The organism is Streptomyces sp. HB132 (genome assembly GCF_016909575.1).
Classification (GTDB): Bacteria; Actinomycetota; Actinomycetes; order Streptomycetales; family Streptomycetaceae; genus Streptomyces.
Genome location: NZ_JAFBGA010000006.1, coordinates 290,424 through 310,482 on the forward strand (window position 1 = coordinate 290,424; position 20,059 = coordinate 310,482).

Sequence of the window (20,059 nt, forward strand, 5' to 3'; positions counted from 1 at the left end):
TCTCCCTGTGCTGGACCGGGGCCGGAACACCATTTTCTCGAAAGAGATACCGACTCCTTGTCAAGGGGGCAGAAATACCCGCAGGACAGTGCAACTTCCGCCCCTCTGTCCGAATCGTTTACCCCACCGTAAAAATGCGGTCACTGCCAGTGCCACAATGTGAGCGAACGGGTAACGTCGAAGTATCCGAAAAACGTCGAGCGATGGGATTCTCTGTGTCCAGGACAGCCGGCTTCCCCACGGCCGAGAGGTATGACGGCACCGCACACGCGAGGCCGGTGCGGCATGGGGCGTAACCACGGGCTGATCGCCAGCGTGCGGCCCGACGGGCACCTGGAACTGTTCGTGCCACTTACGGGAAAACGCCACAGGTGCGGTCCTCGCGGTACGACGATGTGGCTTGCCCTGCAGCGCAGTGATTGGCAGACGGAACTCGCCGCGCAAGATGTCGCTGTACGACTGGGTGTGCATCCGGACACTATTCGGTGTGATATTCAGGCCTGGATGTCGCATTTCCGTGAGGCGGGTGAGTGACGACGCCGTGGAGCGGCGCGCTTCCGGCCGCCGCGTCCCACTGCGGGGCCGGGGGCCGGCGCGTGCCGCACCGCCGCCGGCCCCGGCCGGCGCTCCCGGCATCAGGCAGCCGCGATGCCGGAGAGCCACTTCTCCACCGCTCCGGCCGTGGATTCGGCCCTGTCCTCCATGACCGTGAAGTGTGTGCCGGGTACCTCGGCGAGTTCGTGCGAGCCCTCCCAGACCGCCTGCCAGCCGTCGAGACCGGGTGCGAAGGGCTCCTCGGGCCGGACGAACAGGACCGGAGCGGTCAGCGGGCCCGGCAGGCAGTCCGGGATCAGGGCGCTGTAGCGGCTCATCGCCGCGAGGCGCGCGGTACCGAAGCCGCCCACGGACGACTCCCGGTCCAGCATGCCGTTGAACATCTCGCGCCGGAGCTGTTCGGTGCCGTCGTCGGCGAGCAGGTAGGTGTCCAGCAGGACCACGCCGGAGGCCGGCAGGCCGGCCTTCTCCATCGCCTCGGCCGCCGCGTGGGCGAACTGTCCGCCGGATGAGTAGCCGAGGAGCACGTAGGGCCGTCCGTCGGCGCAGGCACGCCGGATGCCGTCGACCACGACCTCCACGACCGCCTCGACGGAGCGCGGCAGCGGCTCCCCGGGCACGAAGCCGGGCACGTCCGGGACCAGCACGTCGCGCCGGCCCTGGAAGTGGCGGGCGAACCGGGCGTACTGGTGGGCGCCGCCCAGCGCCATCGGGGAGGGCAGGCAGAGCAGGCGGGGCCCCTCGTCCCCCGTCGCCAGGCGCACGGGGTCACGCACCTCGCCGAATTCGGCCGCCGAGGAGAAGCCCGGCAGGATGTCCGCCGCGCTGTGCAGCAGCGTCATGGCCCGTTCCCAGTTGCCGTCGGCCGCAGCCCGACGCACCAGTCCGCTGACCGACTCGATGTCGTCGTCCGCCGGTTCGGCACCACCCCCGGCGAGCTGGGCACGCAGGTGGGCGGCGAGCGCGGCGGGCGTGCGGTGGTCGAAGACGACGCCGGCCGCGACGGTGACGCCCAGGGCGTCGGCGAGGGCTCCGCGCAGCTCGGCGGCGGAGACCGAGTCCATGCCGATCTCCAGGAAGGCGTCATCGGGTTCGACGTCCTGTGGTCCCGCGTGTCCGAGGATCGCGGCGGTCTGTGCCCGCACGAGGTCGGCGAGCAGTGCCTCCTGCTCGGCCTCCGGGACCGCCGCCAGCCGTTCACGCAGCCCCCGCACCTCGGGGACCGCGGCGGGGGCGACGGAACCGGCCGGGCCGGCGGCCGGCTGCGCGGTGGGCCCGTCCATGGTCAGGGCGACGTCGGCGTTCAGCCAGTACCGTTCGTGCCGGAACGCGTACGTGGGCAGCTCTGCGCGGGCCGTACCGGGGAAGAGCGCGGCCCAGTCCAGGGGCAGGCCGTCGGCGTGCAGCCGGGCGAGCCCGGACAGCAGGGCCGCCGGCTCGGTTCCGTGCCGTCGGCCGAGGCCCACGAAGGCGGCGCCGTCCTCGCCGACGCAGTCCCGGACGAGCCCGGTCAGGACGGCGTCGGGACCGACCTCGACGTAGCGGGTGACGCCCGACCCGGCGAGGGCGGCGACGGCGTCGGAGAAGCGCACGGTGCCGCGCACGTGCCGCACCCAGTAGCGCGGGTCTCGCAACTGCTCCCCGGTGGCGGGGAGTCCGGTGAGGGCCGAGACCACGTCGACGCGGGGTTCGTGGAAGGTGAGCTGCTCGGCGACCGCGTGGAAGTCGTCGAGCATGGCGTCCATCAGCGGGGAGTGGAAGGCGTGCGAGACGCTGAGCCGTTTGGTCTTCGCGAACGTCGCGGCGGCGGAGAGGACCGCCTCGGTCTCCCCGGACAGGACGACTGCCGACGGTCCGTTGACCGCCGCCAGGCCCACCCGTCCGTCCAGCAGTGGGCGGACCTCGTCCTCGCCGGCCCGCACGGCGACCATCGCGCCGCCCTCGGGCAGGGCCTGCATGAGCCGCCCGCGTGCGGCGACCAGGGTGCAGGCGTCGGCCAGGTCCAGCACCCCGGCCACGTGGGCGGCGGCGATCTCGCCGACGGAGTGGCCCGACAGCACGTCGGGGCGTACGCCCCAGGACTCCAGCAGCCGGAAGAGGGCCACCTCGTAGGCGAACAGGGCGGTCTGGGCGTACTGCGTGCGGTGCACCGCCTCGGTGTCGTCGCCCCTCAGTACGTCCACCAGGCCCAGGCCGAGACGGTCGTCGATCTCGTCGAACGTCTCGGCGAAAACCGGGTAGTGGGCGCGCAGTTCGAGCCCCATACCGGGGCGCTGGGCGCCCTGGCCGGTGAACAGGAACGCGGTGCGGCCACCGGTGCGGGCCCGGCCGGTGACGGCGCTGGCCGACGGGTGTCCGGTGGCGAGGGCGTCCAGCCCGGCCCTGATCTGCTCGCGGTCGCCACCGACGACGACGGCCCGGTGACCGAAGGCCGCGCGGCGGGTGCCCAGGGCCCTCGCGACAGTGGGCAGCGGCAGTTCGGGGCGGGCGTCGAGGAAGTCGCGCAGCCGCTCCGCCTGTGCGGGGAGGGCGTGCGCGGAACGGGCGGAGAGGGGCAGCATGACGGCCGGTGCGTGGGGTTCGGGCTCCGGGTGGGGGGAGGTGTCGTCGTCGGGTGCCTCCTCCAGGATCACGTGCGCGTTCGTACCACTGATCCCGAACGACGACACACCCGCACGACGGACCCGCTCACCCCGCACCCACTCCCGCTCCACATCCAACAACCGGACCCGACCCGCACTCCACTCCACCTTCCGCGACGGCTCACCCGCATACAACGTCCGAGGCAACATCCCCTCCCCCAACGCCAGCACCATCTTCATCACACCCGCCACACCCGCAGCCGCCTGCGTATGACCGATGTTCGACTTCACCGACCCCAACCACAACGGACGCTCCTCAGGCCGACCCTGCCCATACGTCGCCAACAACGCCTGCGCCTCGATCGGATCACCCAACTCCGTCCCCGTACCGTGCGCCTCCACCACATCCACATCAGCCGCCGACACACCAGCCGACACCAACGCCTGCCCCAACACACGCTGCTGCGAAGGACCATTCGGCGCCGTCAACCCGTTCGACGCACCATCCTGATTCACCGCACTCCCCCGCACCAACGCCAACACCCGATGCCCCGACCGCCGCGCATCCGACAACCGCTCCAACACCAGCACACCGAGTCCTTCGGAGAATCCGGTGCCGTTCGCGTCGTCGGAGAAGGACCGGCACCGGCCGTCCGGGGAGAGGGCACCCTGGCGGCTGAACTCGACGTAGGTGCCCGGTGAGGCCATGACCGTCACTCCGCCTGCCAGGGCGAGGGTGCACTCGCCCTGGCGCAGCGCCTGCGCGGCCAGGTGGAGCGTGACCAGGGAGGAGGAGCACGCGGTGTCGACGGTGAGGGCGGGGCCCTCCAGGCCGAGGGTGTAGGCGACCCGGCCCGAGACGACGCTGCCGGAGCCGAAGCTGCCGAAGTAGTCGTGGTACATGAGGCCCGCGAACACTCCGGTGGGGCTGCCGCGCAGCGACAAGGGATCGATACCGGCGTGCTCCAGCGCCTCCCAGGACCCTTCCAGCAGGAGCCGCTGCTGCGGGTCCATCACCAGGGCCTCGTGCGGGGAGATGCCGAAGAACGCGGCGTCGAAGTCCCCCGCGTCGTAGAGGAATCCGCCCTCGCCGGTGGAGGAGCGGCCCGGGGTGCCCGGTACCGGGTCGTGCAGGTCCGGGTCCCAGCCGCGGTCGTCGGGGAACGGGCCGACGCCGTCGCGGCCCTCCGCGACAAGGCGCCACAGCTCCTCGGGCGAACGGACGCCGCCGGGGTAGCGGCACGCCATACCCACGATCGCGATCGGTTCCCGGGCGGCGGCGGTCTGCGCCCGGTTGCGCTCCCGCAGCCGCTCGATCTCCTTGAGCGAGGCGCGCAGCGCCTCGACCATCCTGGTGTCGGGCTTCTCGGACTCGGCCATCGCTCTCTTCCTTCTCACAGGGCGTCGTCGTCGCCGACGAGGTCGTCGAGCGCCAGGCTCATCAAGCTCTCGGCATCCATCGCGTCGATCGCGGGGCGGCTGGACCCGTCGTTCACGGACTGCTCCCGCGCCGGTCGCAGCCCGGCGAGTTCGAGCAGGCTGTCCAGCAGTCCGGCTTCGCGGAGCCTGGCCACGGGGAGGGCGGCCAGAGCCGCACGGAGGGTGTCCTCCTCGCGCGGACCGTCGGCGGCGGGCGGCGCCAGTTCGGCGGCGAGGTGGTCCGTGAGGGCGGCCGGGCTCGGGTGGTCGAAGACGAGCGTGGCTGACAGGCGCAGCCCGGTCGCCTCGTTGAGCCGGTTGCGGAACTCGACGGCGGTCAACGAGTCGAAGCCGAGGTCCTTGAAGGGCAGCTCCGCCTCGAACTCCCCTGTCCCCAGCACCTGACGGGCCTCGTCCCGCACCAGTTCGAGCAGCCGCGCGGTCCGCCCCTCGGGCGTGCGGGCGGCCAGGTCGCGGCGGAGCGCGGCCGAGGCCACGGACGCGGTGGCACCGGTACGGCGTGGTGCTCGCACCAGACCACGCAGCAGCGGGGCGACGCGGCCGGCATCCCTCGGGGTGCCGAGGTCCAGGCGGGCGGGCAGCAGGACAGGTTCCCCGTGTTCCACCGCGGCGTCGAACAGGTCCAGGCCCGCCGCCGTGTCGAGGGCGAGCACGCCCCCGGAGGCCATGCGGCGCGCGTCGGTGTCGGCCAGGCGGTCGGCCATGCCCCCGCTGCCCGCCCAGGCGCCCCAGGCGAGCGAGACGGCCCGCAGCCCCAGGGAGCCCCGGTACGCGGCAAGGGCGTCGAGGAAGGCGTTGCCCGCCGCGTAGGCGGCCTGTCCCGGGCTGCCGAACAGGCCGGCCGCGGACGAGAACAGTACGAACGCGGTCGACGGGCGGTCCGCGGTGAGTTCGTGGAGGTGCCAGGCGGCGTCCAGCTTGGGCCGCAGCACCGTGTCCAGTTGCTCGGGTGTGAGGGAGGTGAGGACGGCGTCGGCGAGGACACCGGCGGTGTGCACGACCGCGGTGACGGGGTGGTCGTGCAGGACCCGGGCGAGGGCGGCACGGTCGGAGGCGTCGCAGGCGACGAGGGACACCCGCGCACCGAGAGCGGTGAGTTCCTCCCGCAGTCCCCCGGCGCCGGGGGCGTCGGCGCCGCCGCGGCTGAGCAGGACGAGATCGGTGGCGCCGTGCTCGGTGACCAGGTGGCGGGCCACCTCCCGGCCGAGGGCGCCGGTACCGCCGGTGATCAGTACGGTGCCCGTCCAGTCGGCCGGGGCGCGCCCGTCCCGGCGTGGGGCGCGGACGAGGCGCGGTGCGCTCACCGTGCCCTCGCGGAGCACCAGTTGGGGTTCGCCGGAGGCGACGGCAGCGGGCAGCAGGCGGCGGGAGGCATCGGTGTCTTCGAGGTCGGCCAGGACGATCCGGTCGGGGTGCTCCGACTGGGCCGAGCGGATCAGGCCCCACGCGGCGGCGGCACCGGGGTCGGTGATCGCCGCGGGGTCGGGGCCGGTGGCGCCCCGGGTGGTGACGACCAGACCGGTGCCGGCGAACCGCTCGTCGGCCAGCCACTCCTGGACCACGGCGAGTATCCGCCGGGCGCCGGCCCGGATCTCGTCGGGGCCCTGTCCTCCGGTGTGCGGGACGACCAGGGTGTCGGGGGCCAGGGCGGCGGCCTCGGGCAGTCCGGTGACGGCCGTGACCTCGGCGACCTCCCCGCCGAGCGCGGCTGCCAGCTCCTCGTGACCGGTGCCGAGGACGGCCCATCGGCCGGCCTGCGGGGCGGTCGGCACGGCGACGGGCACCCAGTCGAGGGCGAACAGGTCCTGGTGCCCGCCGTCGGCCGTCGCTGCGATCCGCGCCGGGTCGACCTCCCGGAGCGCCAGCGACGCGACCCGGGCGACGGGCCGGCCGCCCGCGTCGGCGGCGTCGATGCGTACGGCGCCGGAGTCCAGCGGCGCGATCCGCACACGCAGGGCGGTCGCGCCCGCGGCGTGCAGTTCGACACCGTTCCAGGCGAACGGCAGCGCCATCCGCTCCGTGGCTCCGGCGCGCAGTCCGATGGCGTGCAGCGCGGAGTCGAGCAGCGCCGGGTGCAGTCCGAAGGGGGCACCGTCCGTGTCGACGGCAACCTCGGCGTACACCTCGTCACCGAGGCGCCAGGCGGCGCGGAGTCCCTGGAAGCGGGGCCCGTACTCGGCTCCCAGTGCTGCGAGCCGGTCGTAGACGTCGTCCAGGTCGACGGCTTCGGCGCCGGCCGGCGGCCAGGACGTCAGGTCGTGGAAGGGAACCGGGTCCGCCGGGCGCAGTACGCCGGTGGCGTGGGTGGTCCACGGGTCGTCGTCGGCCGCCGCGTACACGGTGAAGTCGCGGGCGCCGGTGGCGTCCGGTTCGCCGGCGGTGGCCTGGAGGCGGACGCTGCCCTGCTCGGGCAGCACCAGCGGTGCGGAGACGGTCAGTTCCTCCACCACGGGGCAGTCCAGCCGGGCCCCCGCGGCGAGGGCCATCTCGACGAACGCCGTGCCCGGCAGCAGCGGGACACCGCCGACGCGGTGGTCGGCCAGCCACGGCTGGGCGGAGAGCGAGAGCCGGCCGGTGTGCAGGGCCGCGTCGGCGTCTGCGCGTTCGACGGCTGCGCCCAGCAGGGGGTGGCCGACGGCGGGCCCGGGCTGCCCCAGGTCTCCCGTCATCCAGTAGCGGTCGCGTTGGAAGGCGTAGGTGGGCAGGTCCGAACCGTCACGGTGGGGCAGCAGGTCCGTCCAGTCGACGGTGACGCCGTGCACGTGGAGCGCGGCGAGCCCCGTGACCAGGGCCTCGGCCTCGTCGCGGTCCTTGCGCTGGAGGGCGACGACGCCCGTGTCCTCGGGCAGGCAGTCCCCCGCGGCGGCGGTGAGCGCGCTGCCGGGTCCGACCTCGGCGAAGTGCCGGGCGCCCGCGTCGTGCAGGGCGGACACGGCGTCGGCGAAGCGGACCGCGTCACGGGCGTGCCGTACCCAGTAGCCGGGGGTGGACAGTTCGTCGGCGGCCGCCGGGGCCCCGGTGAGGGTGGACACCAGCGGGAGGCGCAGCGATCCGTACGACAGCGACTCGGCGACCTCGCGGAACTCCTCGAGCATCGGTTCCATCAGGGCGGAGTGGAAGGCGTGGCTGACGGCCAGTTCCTTGCTCCGGTCGAAGCGGGCGGCGAGCGCGCGGGCCGGGCCCGCCGGGCCCGAGACCACCACGGAGGTCGGGCCGTTGACGGCGGCGAGGCCGACCCCGTCCCCGAGGAGCGGTGTGACCTCGTCCTCCCTCGCGCGCACGGCGATCATGACACCGCCGTCGGGGAGCGCCTGCATCAGCCGGCCCCGGGCGGCGACGAGCCGGCACGCGTCCTGGAGGCCGAGGACGCCCGCCACGTGGGCGGCGGCGATCTCGCCGACGGAGTGCCCGGCGAGCAGGTCCGGCCTGACGCCGAACGACTCCAGCAGCCGGAACAGCGCAACCTCGAAGGCGAAGAGGGCGGGCTGGGTGTACTCGGTGCGCTCCAGCAGCCCGGCGGAGTCGAGGACGTCGCCGAGCGGCCGGCCCAGCAGCGGGTCCAGGTGGGTGCGGACCTCGTCGAAGGCGGTGGCGAAGGCGGGGAACACCGCGCCGAGGCGGGTGCCCATACCGGGCAGTTGGGAGCCCTGGCCGGAGAAGAGCAGGGCGAGCTTGCCGTCGGTCGCCGGGCCGGCCGCGCCGACGGAGGGTGTGCGTCCCTCGGCCAGCGCCCGGAGACCGGCGGTCAGTTCCTCGGTGGTGTGTCCGACGACGGCGGCACGGTGGCCGAGCGCGGTACGGGCGTGGGCGAGTGCGCCGGCGGTCCGGTGCGGGTCGGTGTCCGGACGGCCTGCCAGGTGGTCCAGCAGACGGCCGGCCTGGGCCCGCAGCGCCTGTGGCGTACTGCCGGACAGTAGCCACGGCACGGCGCCCACCGCGGGACCCGCGGGCGGTGTGGTGGCGGTGGGCGGTGCGGCGGGTGGCGCCTCCACGATCACATGGGCGTTGGTGCCGGAGATGCCGAAGGAGGAGATGCCCGCGCGGCGCGGACGGCCCGGGTCCGGCCACGGCAGGGACTCGGTCAGCGGGCGTACGTTGCCGCCCTCCCACTCCACGTGCCGGGACGGGGTGTCGATGCCGAGGCTGGCCGGCAGGGTCTCGTGGTGGATCGCCTGGACCATCTTGATGACACCGGCGACACCGGCGGCGGCCTGGGTGTGACCCAGGTTGGACTTGACCGAGCCGAGCCACAGCGGGCGTTCCGCGGTGTGCTCCGCGCCGTAGGTGGCGATCAGCGCCTGGGCCTCGATGGGGTCGCCGAGGGTGGTGCCGGTGCCGTGGGCCTCGACCACGTCGACGTCGGCCGCCCCGACGCCCGCCGCTTCAAGGGCGCGGCGGATGACGCGCTGCTGAGCGGGGCCGTTGGGGGCGGTGATGCCGTTGGAGGCGCCGTCCTGGTTGACGGCGGTGCCACGGAGCACGGCGAGGATCGTCCTGCCGTTGCGGCGGGCGTCGCTGAGCCGCTCCAGCAGCAGCACACCGGCTCCCTCGCCGAAGCCGGTTCCGTCGGCGGCGTCGGCGAAGGGGCGGCAGCGGCCGTCGCCGGAGAGGCCCCGGTGCCGGCTGAACTCCACGAACGTGCCGGGGGTGGCCATGACGGTGACTCCCCCTGCCAGGGCGAGGGAGCAGTCGCCCTGGCGCAGCGCCTGGGCGGCCAGGTGCAGGGCCACCAGCGAGGAGGAACAGGCGGTGTCGACGGAAAGGGTCGGGCCTTCGAGTCCCAGGGTGTAGGCGACCCGGCCGGAGACGACGCTGCCGGAGCCGAAGCTGCCGAAGTAGTCGTGGTACATGACGCCCGCGAAGACGCCGGTGTCGGAACCGCGCAGGGTGGCCGGGTCGATCGAGGCCCGCTCCAGGGCCTCCCAGGAGGTCTCCAGCAGCAGTCGCTGCTGCGGGTCGGTGACGAGAGCCTCCTCCTCGTCCATGCCGAAGAAGGCCGGGTCGAAGTCGGCCGCGTCGTACAGGAAGGCGCCGTGCCGGGTGTAGCTGGTGCCCGGCCTGTCCAGGGTGGGGTCGTGGAGGGTCTCGACGTCCCAGCCGCGGTCGGCGGGGAACTCCCCCACGGCGTCACGGCCTTCGGCCACCAGGCGCCACAGCTCCTCCGGGGAGGAGATGTCGCCGGGGAAGCGGCAGCCGATGCCGACGATGGCGATGGGTTCGTCGGCGGCCGCGCGTACGGCGGTGACGGGTGCTGCCCGGTCGAGGGCGCCGGTCAGCTCACCCAGCAGGTACCGGGCGAGTTCGGCCGGGGTGGGATGGTCGAAGACCAGGGTGGCGGGCAGCCGCAGTCCGGTCGCGGCGGCGAGTCCGTTGCGCAGCTCCACGGCGGCCAGCGAGTCGAAGCCCAGCTCCCGGAAGGGCAGCGTGCGGCTGACGTCCTGGGCGGAGCGGTATCCGAGGATGGTGGCGACCCGGCTCTGCACGAGTTCGGTGAGGAACGGCTCGCGCTCCGGCTCCAGCAGCCCGGCGAGCCGGTCGCGCAGCGAGTCGGAACCACCGGTGGCCGCGTGGCCGGCGGTGGCGCGGCGTACGGGTACCAGGCCGCGGAAGAGCGGGGCCAGGGCTTCTGCCTGGCCGCGCAGCGCCGCGGTGTCCAGCCGGACCGGGAGGACGACCGGGTCGGTGCCGCGCAGGGCGGCGTCGAACAGGGCGAGTCCCTCCTCGGTCGGCAGCGGGGCGACACCGCCGCGGGCGATGCGGGCCCGGTCGGTTTCGTCGAGCGTGCCGGTCATGCCGCTCGCCTGGGCCCACAGGCCCCAGGCCAGTGAGTGCGCGGGCAGGCCGAGGGAGTGCCGGTGGGCGGCGAGGGCGTCGAGGTAGGCGTTGGCCGCGGCGTAGTTGCCCTGGCCCGGGGAGCCGAGGGTGGCGGCGGAGGAGGAGAAGAGCACGAACGCCGACAGGCCGAGGTCCGCGGTGAGCTCGTGCAGGTTCCAGGCGGCGTCGACCTTGGGCCGGAAGACCGTGTCGACGCGTTCGGGGGTGAGGGAGGCGAGCACGCCGTCGGCCAGGACGCCGGCCGCGTGGATCACCGCGGTCAGCGGCCGGTCCGCGGGCAGCGCGGCCAGCAATCCGGCGAGGGCCTCGCGGTCGGCGACGTCGCAGGCGACGCTGCTCACCTCCGCACCCAGCTCGGCCAGCTCGGTGACCAGTGCGGGGTCGGCGCCGCGTCGGCTGAGCAGCAGCAGATGGCGCACGCCGTGGTGGCCGGCCAGGTGGCGGGCGATGATCCCGCCGAGGGCGCCCGTCGCGCCGGTCAGCAGGACGGTGCCGGCGCCGAGACCGGTGCCGGCTTCGCCTGTGGCGGCTCCGGTGTCCGGGGCGGTGGCTCCGGCGTCCGGACCCGGAACGCGGGCCAGGCGCGGCACGTACCACGTGCCGTCGCGCAGTGCCAGGTGCGGTTCGCCGCCGCCGACGGCCTCGGCGAGACGGTCCGGGCCGGGGTCCGTGTCGCTCTCGACCAGGACGATGCGGCCGGGGTTCTCGGACTGGGCCGAGCGGACCAGCCCGCCGACCGCGGCACCGGCCGGGTCCGTGCCGGTGATGACGACGAGGGTGCTGTCGCCCCCCGCTTCGTCCGCGAGCCGGTCCCGCAGCCCGTCGAGGACGGTGGCGACGGCGGCGCGCGTCTCGGCGGCGCCGACACCCGCCGGGGCGCGCAGCACCTCGCCCTCCCACGGTGTGCCGGCAGTCCCCGCCGGAGCCGCTGCGGGGACCCAGTCGACGCGGTGCAGCGCACCGGAGCGTGCGGAGCGGGCGGACCGGGCAGCCGCGTCCACCACGTCGGTGCGCAGCGGGCGCAGGGTGAGGGAGTCGACCGTGGCGACGGGGGCGCCGGCCGGGTCGGCCAGGGTGAGGGCGACGGTGCCCTCACCCGTGGTGCGGACCTTCACGCGCAGCGCGGTGGCTCCGGTGGCGTGCAGCCGCACCCCGGTCCAGGCGAACGGCAGCAGCGCCCGGTCGCCGGCTGCGTCGGTGAGGCCGACGGTGTGCAGGGCGGCGTCGGAGAGCGCCGGGTGCAGTCCGAAGCCGTCGACGGGGGCGTCGGTGGCGACCTCGGCGTATACGGCGTCGTCGGTGCGCCAGGCGGCGCGCAGGCCCTGGAACAGCGGGCCGTAGCCGAGTCCGAGGGCGGCGAGTTCGTCGTACAGGCCGTCGAGGGGCACCGGTTCGGCGTCACGCGGCGGCCAGGAGGTAAGAGGTTCGACGACGGCCGGGAGGGTGCCGGTCGGAGCGAGCAGGCCGTCGGCGTGCCGCGTCCAGGGGAGGTTCTCGTCGGTGCTCTCGGGGCGGGACCACAGGGTCAGCGGGCGGGTTCCCCCGTCGGGCGGGCCGACGACGGCCTGGAGCTGGACGGCGCCGTGGTCGGGCAGGACCAGCGGGACGTGGAGGGTGAGTTCGGCCAGGTCGCCGTAGCCGACCTGGTCGCCCGCGCGCAGGGCGAGTTCGAGGTGCCCGGTGCCGGGGAACAGCAGCCGGTCCCCCACGCGGTGGTCGTCCAGCCAGGGGTGCGTGCCTGCCGAGAGCCGGCCGGTGAGGACCGCCTCCTCGCTGCCGGCCCGTGCCATGGCGGCGCCGAGCAGGGAGTGGTCGGTGGCCGCGAGACCGGCGGAGGTGACGTCGGCGCCGGTGGTGGTGCTGTCGAGCCAGTACCACTCGCGCTGGAAGGCGTACGTGGGCAGGGGGACCCGGCGCCCGCGACGGCCCTCCGCGACCGCGGCCCAGTCGACGCCCGCGCCGTGGGTGAAGGCCTCGCCCAGACCGACGAGCAGCCGGTTCCGGCCGCCCTCGTCGCGGCGCAGCGAGCCGACGGCGGCGACCGCGTCGTCCGTCTCCTGGATACCGACGGTCAGCACCGGGTGGGGACTGGACTCCACGAACAGGGTGTGGCCGCCGGCGACGGCGCCGCGTACCGCCTGCTCGAACAGCACGGTGCCGCGGAGGTTGGTGTACCAGTACTCGGCGCCGAGCTCGGCGGTGTCGATCGGGGCGCCGGTGACGGTGGAGTAGAACGGCACGTCGGTGCTGCGTGGTTCGATGCCCGCCAGATCCTCGGCGAGGCGTTCACGCAGGGACTCCACGTGGGCGCTGTGGGAGGCGTAGTCCACGGGCAGCCGTTTGGCGCGGACCTTGTCGGCGCGCAGTTGCCGGAGGAGTTCGTCGAGGGCGTCGGAGTCTCCGGAGACGACCGTGGAGGCGGTGCCGTTGACCGCGGCGACCGACAGGCGGCCGTTCCAGGCCGTGAGCCGGTCGCGGACCGCGTCGGCACCCTCGCCCACGGACATCATGCCGCCGGAGCCGGACAGCAGCTCGGCGATGGCCCGGGAGCGCAGGGCGACCACGCGCGCGCCGTCCGCCAGGGAGAGCGCGCCGACCGCGCAGGCGGCGGCGATCTCGCCCTGGGAGTGGCCGATGACGGCGGCCGGGGTGACGCCGTAGCCGCTCCAGGTGTGCGCCAGGGACACCATCACCGCCCACAGCAGAGGCTGGACGACGTCGACCCGGTCGAGCCCGCCGCGCAGCTCGGCGGCGAAGTCCCAGTCGGTCCAGGGCTCGAGTGCGGCGGCGCACTCCGCCATACGGGCCGCGAACACCGTTGATTCGGCGAGGAGTTCCGTAGCCATGCCGGACCACTGCGAGCCCTGGCCGGGGAAGACGAAAACGGGCCGGGCCCGTCCGGTGGCGGTGCCCTCGGCGAGGTTGCGGGCGGTGCCGCCGTCGGCCAGTGCGGCAAGCGCCCCGCGCAGGCCGGCGGGGTCGGTGCCGGTGACGGCGGCACGGTGCGCGAAGTGGGCGCGGCCGGTCGCCAGCGACCAGCCGACGTCGCGGGGGTCGAGCTCGGGGTGGGTGTCGAGGTGGCCGAGCAGCGCGGCGGCCTGTCCGGCGAGTGCTGCGGGCGACTTCGCCGTGAGCAGCCACGGGACGGCGGCTCCCGGGGCGTCGGCCCCCGGTGCCGCGGCGGGATCCGGGGCGGCCGGGGCCTGTTCGAGGATGACGTGGGCGTTGGTGCCGCTGATCCCGAAGGAGGAGACCCCGGCGCGGCGGGGCCGGCCGGCCTCGGGCCAGGGCCGTTCCTCGGTCAGCAGGCGCACCTGCCCCGCCTCCCAGTCGACCTTGCCTGACGGCTCGTCGACGTGCAGGGTCCTGGGCAGGGCGCCGTGGCGCATCGCCATGACCATCTTGATCACACCGGCGACGCCGGCCGCGGCCTGGGTGTGGCCGATGTTGGACTTCACCGAGCCCAGCCACAGCGGTGTGTCCTCGGGCCGGTCCTGCCCGTAGGTGGCGAGCAGGGCCTGTGCCTCGATCGGATCGCCGAGGGTCGTACCGGTGCCGTGGGCCTCGACCACGTCGACGTCGGCGGTGGTGAGGCGGGCGTTCTCCAGGGCCTGGAGGATGACGCGTTCCTGGGAGGGGCCGTTGGGTGCGGTCAGGCCGTTGGAGGCACCGTCCTGGTTGACGGCGGTCCCGCGGACGACGGCGAGGACCGGGTGGCCGTTGCGGCGGGCGTCCGAGAGGCGTTCCACCACCAGGACGCCGACACCCTCGCCCCACACGGTGCCGGAGGCCGCGTCGGCGAACGCACGGGTGCGGGCGTCGGGGGCGAGGGCTCCTTGTCGGCTGAACTCGATGAAGGTCTCCGGGGTGGCCATGACGGCGACGCCGCCGACCAGGGCGAGGGAGGACTCCCCCTGGCGCAGCGACTGCCCGGCCAGGTGCAGCGCGACCAGCGAGGAGGAGCAGGCGGTGTCGACCGACAGCGAGGGGCCCTCCAGGCCGAGGGTGTAGGCGACCCGGCCGGAGATGATGCTGCCGGAGCCGAAGCTGCCGAAGTAGTCGTGGTACTGCACGCCCGCGAACACACCGGTCGGGCTGCCCTTGAGGGAGTGCGGGTCGATGCCCGCGTGCTCCAGCGCCTCCCAGGAGGCCTCCAGCAGCAGCCGCTGCTGCGGGTCGGTGACGAGCGCCTCCTTGGGGCTGATACCGAAGAACGCGGCGTCGAACTCTCCCGCGTCGTGCAGGAACCCTCCCTCGCCGACGTAGGAGGTGTCGGGGCGCTGCCGGGTGGCGTCGACGACGCGGTCGACGTCCCATCCGCGGTTGGCCGGGAACGGGGCGATGGCGTCGGTGCCGTCGGCGACCAGCCGCCACAGGTCCTGCGGCGTGCGGACGTCGCCCGGGTAGCGGCAGGCCATGCCGACGATCGCCAGCGGCTCGTCGGCGCGGACATGCCCGGTGCGCCTGGTGCGGCGTACGGCGCCGGAGGCTCCGGCGACCAGGGTGCCGAGGTGGGTGGCGAGCGCCTCGGGCGAGGGGTGGTCGAAGACGAGGGTGGCGGGCAGCCGCTGCCCCGTCTCGGCGGACAGGGAGTTGCGCAGTTCGATCGCGGCGAGCGAGTCGAAGCCGAGGTCCTTGAAGGCCCGGTCGGTCTCCACCGTGTCCGGTCCGGCGTGTCCGAGTACGGCGGCCACGTGGGCGCGGACGGTGTGCAGCAGGGACTCGGCCCGCTCCGCCTCACCGAGGGAGGCCATGCGTTCGGCGAAACCGGACCCGGTGTCCCCGGTGGCGGCCTCCCGGCGCACCGGGCGCCCGGCCAGGGCACGCAGGACGGGGGCGAGTTCGCCGCCCTGGGCGCGCAGCGCGGACAGGTTCAGCCGTACGGGGGCCACCGCGGGGCGGCCGGTGCCCAGGGCCCGGTCGAACAGGGCGGTGCCCTCGTCGGCGGACAGCGGGATCATGCCGCCGCGGGACATGCGGGCGAGGTCGGCCTCGTCCAGCGCGCCGGTCATGCCACCGGTCGGGGCCCAGGGGCCCCAGGCCAGGGAGAGGGCGGGCATGCCGTTCGCGCCGCGGTGGGCGGCGAGCGCGTCGAGGCAGGCGTTGGCGGCGGCGTAGTTGCCCTGTCCGGGGGCGCCGACGGTGCCGGCGACGGAGGAGAACAGCACGAACGCCGCCAGGTCGTGATCGCGGGTCAGTTCGTGCAGGTGGAGGGCGGCGAGGGCCTTGGGTGCGAGGACGGCGTCGAGGCGCTCGGGCGTCAGGGAGGCCACCACGCCGTCGTCGAGGACACCCGCGGCGTGGACGACAGCGGTGAGCCGACGGGCCTGTCCGAGGCCGTCGAGCAGGGCGGACAGGGCGTCGCGGTCGCCGACGTCGCAGGCGTGCACGGAGGCGCTCGCGCCGAGCCCGGCGAGTTCGGCGACCAGGTCGTCGGCCCGTCCGCCGCGGCTGACCAGGGCGAGGTGGCGTACGCCGTGGGCGGTGACCAGGTGCCGGGCGAGCACGGGTCCGAGTCCGCCGGTCGCGCCGGTCAGCAGCACGGTGCCCTCGGGGTCGAGGGCCGGATCCGCCGCGCCTTCGAGCGGCTCGGCGCGCACCAGCCGGGCCGCACGGGCGGCGCCGGAGCGGACGGCGACCTGCGGTTCGCCGGTGGCGAGGACCGCGGGCAGCAGGATGGCGGGGTCGGCGCCGGGTTCGAGGTCGAGCAGGACGCACCGGCCGGGGTTCTCCGACTGCGCGGAGCGCGCGAGGCCCCACACCGCGGCGCCGGCCAGGTCGGGAACGTCCTCACCGGCGGTGGAGACGCTGCCCCGGGTGACGAGGACCAGCGGCAGGGCGTCGTCGTCCTGGAGGGCGGCGAGCGCGGTGTGCAGCGCGGCGCGTACCGTCCCGGCGTCCGAGCCGGACGGGATCTCCAGCAGGCGGTGGTCGGCTGCGGGGGCGTCGGGGTCGAGCGGCAGCGGCTGCCAGTCGAGCGCGAACAGGGCGTCGGCTGCGGTGTCCTGCTCGCCGCGCAGCCGCGTCAGCGGGCGGGAGGCCAGGGAGTCGACGGTGGCGACGGGTGCGCCGGTGGCGTCGGCCAGGTCCACGGCGAAGGTGTGGTCGCCGGCGGGGGTCATGCGGGCCCGCAGGACCGAGGCGCCCACGGCGTGCAGGGTGACGCCCGCGAACATGAAGGGCAGCCGGGCCGTGTCGTCACCGGAGCCGTCGCCGAGCAGGGCGAGGGAGTGCAGGGCGGCGTCGAAGGCCGCGGGGTGGAGACCGAAGCGGGGGGCGTCCGCCGCCGGGCGCTCCGGAAGGCGCACCTCGGCGTAGACGGTGTCGCCGTCGCGCCAGGCGGCGGTCAGGGCGCGGAAGGCGGGCCCGTAGTCCAGGCCGGCGGCCGCGTGCCGCTCGTACAGGCCGGTGAGGTCGAGCTCCTCGGCGTCCTGCGGCGGCCAGACGTCCAGCCGGGTGCCGGGGGGCGGGGTGCCGTCGGCGAGCAGACCGGAGGCGTGCAGGGTCCAGGGTTCGTCGGCGGCCGGGTTCTCGGCACGGGCGTAGATCTGGACCGTGCGGGCCCCGGCCGGGTCGGGGGTGCCCACGGCGACCTGTACGCGGACGCCGTCCGCGGGCGGCAGCACCAGAGGTATCTCCAGGGCCAGTTCCTCCAGCCGGCCGCAGCCGACCTGGTCGCCGGCGCGGACCGCGAGTTCCACCATCGCGGTGCCGGGGACGACGACGGAACCGCCGACGACGTGGTCGGCGAGCCAGGGGTGGGTCCGCACCGACAGCCGGCCGGTCAGGACGGCGCCGTCGGAGTCGGCGAGCACGGTGGCGGCACCGAGCAGCGGGTGGTCGGCGGAGTCCAGTCCCACCGAGCCGACGTCGCCGGCCGGGGCGGCCGTCTCGGGCCAGAACCGCTCGCGCTGGAAGGCGGTGGTGGGCAGGTCGACGGTACGGGCCCCGGTGAACAGCTCCTCCCAGCGCGGTCCTGCGCCACCGGTGTGCAGCTGGGCCAGGGCGGTGAGCAGGGTCTCGGTCTCGTCCCGGCCGCGACGGGTGGCGGCGGCCAGGACGGTGTCGCCCCCGGTTTCGTCGTCGGCGGTGGCCAGGCACTCGCGGGCCATGGCGGTCAGTACCGCGTCGGGGCCGATCTCCAGGAACCGGGTGACGCCCTCGGCGGCGAGGGTGCGGATCCCGTCGTGGAAGCGGACGGCCTCGCGCACGTGCCGTACCCAGTAGTCGGGGGTGCCGATGTCCTGGGTGGCGAGCCGGCCGGTGACGTTGGAGACCAGGGGGACGGTCGCCCGGTGGAAGGTCAGGGACGACACCACCGACCGGAACCCGTCCAGCATCGGTTCCATCAGCGGCGAGTGGAAGGCGTGCGACACCTTCAGCCGGCGGCTCTTCTCGAAGTGCGCGGCGACCGCCTCGGCCTCGTCGGCGTCGCCGGAGATCACGACGGAGTCCGGCCCGTTGACGGCGGCGAGGCCGACCCGGGCGGTGAGCAGGGGGCGTACGGCCTCCTCGGTGGCGCGCAGGGCGATCATGGCGCCGCCCTCGGGGAGTGCCTGCATGAGCCGGCCGCGCGCGACGACCAGCGTGACGGCGTCCGCCAGGTCCAGTACGCCCGCGACGTGGGCGGCGGCGATCTCGCCGATGGAGTGGCCGGCGAGGTGGTCGGGGGTGAGGCCCCAGGATTCCACCAGCCGGTACAGGGCGACCTCGAAGGCGAACAGGGCGATCTGGGTGCGGGCCGTGCGGTTCAGCGGCTCGGGGTCGTCGCCGAGGACCAGCTCGCGCAGTTCGCCGTCGCCGGACAGCTCACAGATCTCGTCGAACGCGCGGGCGAAGACCGGGAAGTGGGCGTGCAGTTCGCGGCCCATGCCGGGCCGCTGGGAGCCCTGGCCGGTGAACAGGAAGGCGGTCTGGCCCTTGCGGACGCGGCCGAGCGCGGTGGCACGGCCGCCCTCCGCGACGCGGGTCACGGCGTCGAGCAGCGTCTCCCGGTCGGCGCCGAGGACCACGGCACGGTAGGGGTGGGCGGTGCGGGTGACGGCCAGCGAGTGCGCCACGTCCACGGGGTGGGCCTCTGTGACCGCTGCGGCCAGGAGGGCGGCCTGCTCGCGCAGCGCTCCTTCGCTGCGGCCGGAGAGCGCCCACGGCACCAGCGGCGGCGCGGTGCGCGGCGCGGGTTCCGCGGCGGCTTCCTCGGCCGGTTCTTCGGCCGGGGCCTCTTCCAGGATGGTGTGGGCGTTGGTTCCGCTGGCACCGAAGGAGGAGACCGCGGCCCGGCGTGGGCGTCCGGGGTCGGTCCAGGGGCGGTTGGCGGTGAGCAGGCGGACGTTGCCCTGGCTCCAGTCGACGTTGCCGGACGGCTCCTCGGCATGCAGGCTCCGCGGCAGCACGCCGTGCCGCATCGCCATGACGACCTTGATGATTCCGGCGACGCCGGCCGCGGCCTGGGTGTGGCCGATGTTGGACTTCACCGAGCCCAGCCACAGCGGTGCGTCCTCGGGCCGGTCCTGCCCGTAGGTGGCGAGCAGGGCCTGTGCCTCGATCGGGTCGCCGAGCGTGGTGCCGGTGCCGTGCGCCTCCACCAGGTCGACGTCGGCCGGGGTGAGCTGCGCACCGGCCAGCGCGGCGCGCAAGACCCGCTGCTGGGAGGGGCCGTTGGGTGCGGTCAGGCCGTTGGAGGCGCCGTCCTGGTTGACGGCGGAGCCCCGGATGACGGCGAGGACCTCGTGGCCGTTGCGGCGGGCGTCGCTCAGACGCTCCAGCAGGAGCATGCCCGCGCCCTCGCCCCAGCCGGTGCCGTCGGCCGAGTCGGCGAAGGACTTGCAGCGGCCGTCCGGGGCGAGGCCGCGCTGGCGGCTGAAGGCGACGAACGAGTTGGGGGTGGACATGACCGTGGCGCCACCCGCCAGGGCGAGGGTGCACTCCTTGCCGCGCAGGGCCTGTACGGCGAGGTGGACCGCCACGAGCGCCGACGAGCAGGCGGTGTCGATGGTGACGGCCGGGCCCTCGAGCCCGAGGGTGTAGGAGATCCGGCCGGAGATCACGGCGGCCAGGGCGCCGGTGCCGAGCGCAGCCTCGGAGTCCTGCGGCATCCGCGCCAGCAGGTCCCGGTAGTCCTGACCGTTGGTCCCGGCGAACACCCCGACCCTGGCGCCGTGCACCGAGTCGGGAGCGATACGGGCGCGTTCCAGCGCCTCCCACGACACCTCCAGCAGCAGACGCTGCTGGGGGTCCATCGTGACGGCCTCCCGCGGGCTGATGCCGAAGAAGTCCGGCTCGAACCCCGCGGCGTCGCGCAGGAAGCCGCCGCGCGTGGAGTACGTCTTCCCCGTGGCGTCCGGGTCCGGGTCGTACAGTGCGTCGACGTCCCAGCCGCGGTCCCCGGGGAAGTCCCCGATGGCGTCGGTGCCCTCGTGGACCAGCTGCCAGAACTCCTCGGGGGTGGTGACCCCTCCGGGGAAGCGGCAGCTCATTCCGACGATGGCGATGGGTTCCCGGTCCTGGGTCTCCACCTCGCGCAGCCGCTGACGGGTCTGGTGCAGATCGGCGGAGACCCGCTTGAGGTAGGAGAGCAGCTTTTCGTCGTTGGTCATCGGGTGTCGCCACTCCTGTGCGAAGAGGTGGGCTGCGGGTGGGCCGTCGTG

At 74.7% G+C, this 20,059-nt stretch carries 2 protein-coding genes; both read right to left on the reverse strand.

The annotated features are described in order from the left end of the window. Positions 1-635: 635 nt before the first annotated feature. On the reverse strand, positions 636-4,535 hold the full coding sequence (locus JOC24_RS16685) for a type I polyketide synthase (protein ID WP_374104503.1): 3,900 nt from the start codon (positions 4,533-4,535) through the stop codon (positions 636-638). After that, entirely contained in the window at positions 4,532-20,008 is a 15,477-nt protein-coding gene (locus JOC24_RS16690) for a type I polyketide synthase (protein ID WP_205021088.1), read from the reverse strand. The genes JOC24_RS16685 and JOC24_RS16690 overlap by 4 nt, the downstream gene beginning before the upstream one ends. Positions 20,009-20,059 lie beyond the last annotated feature (51 nt).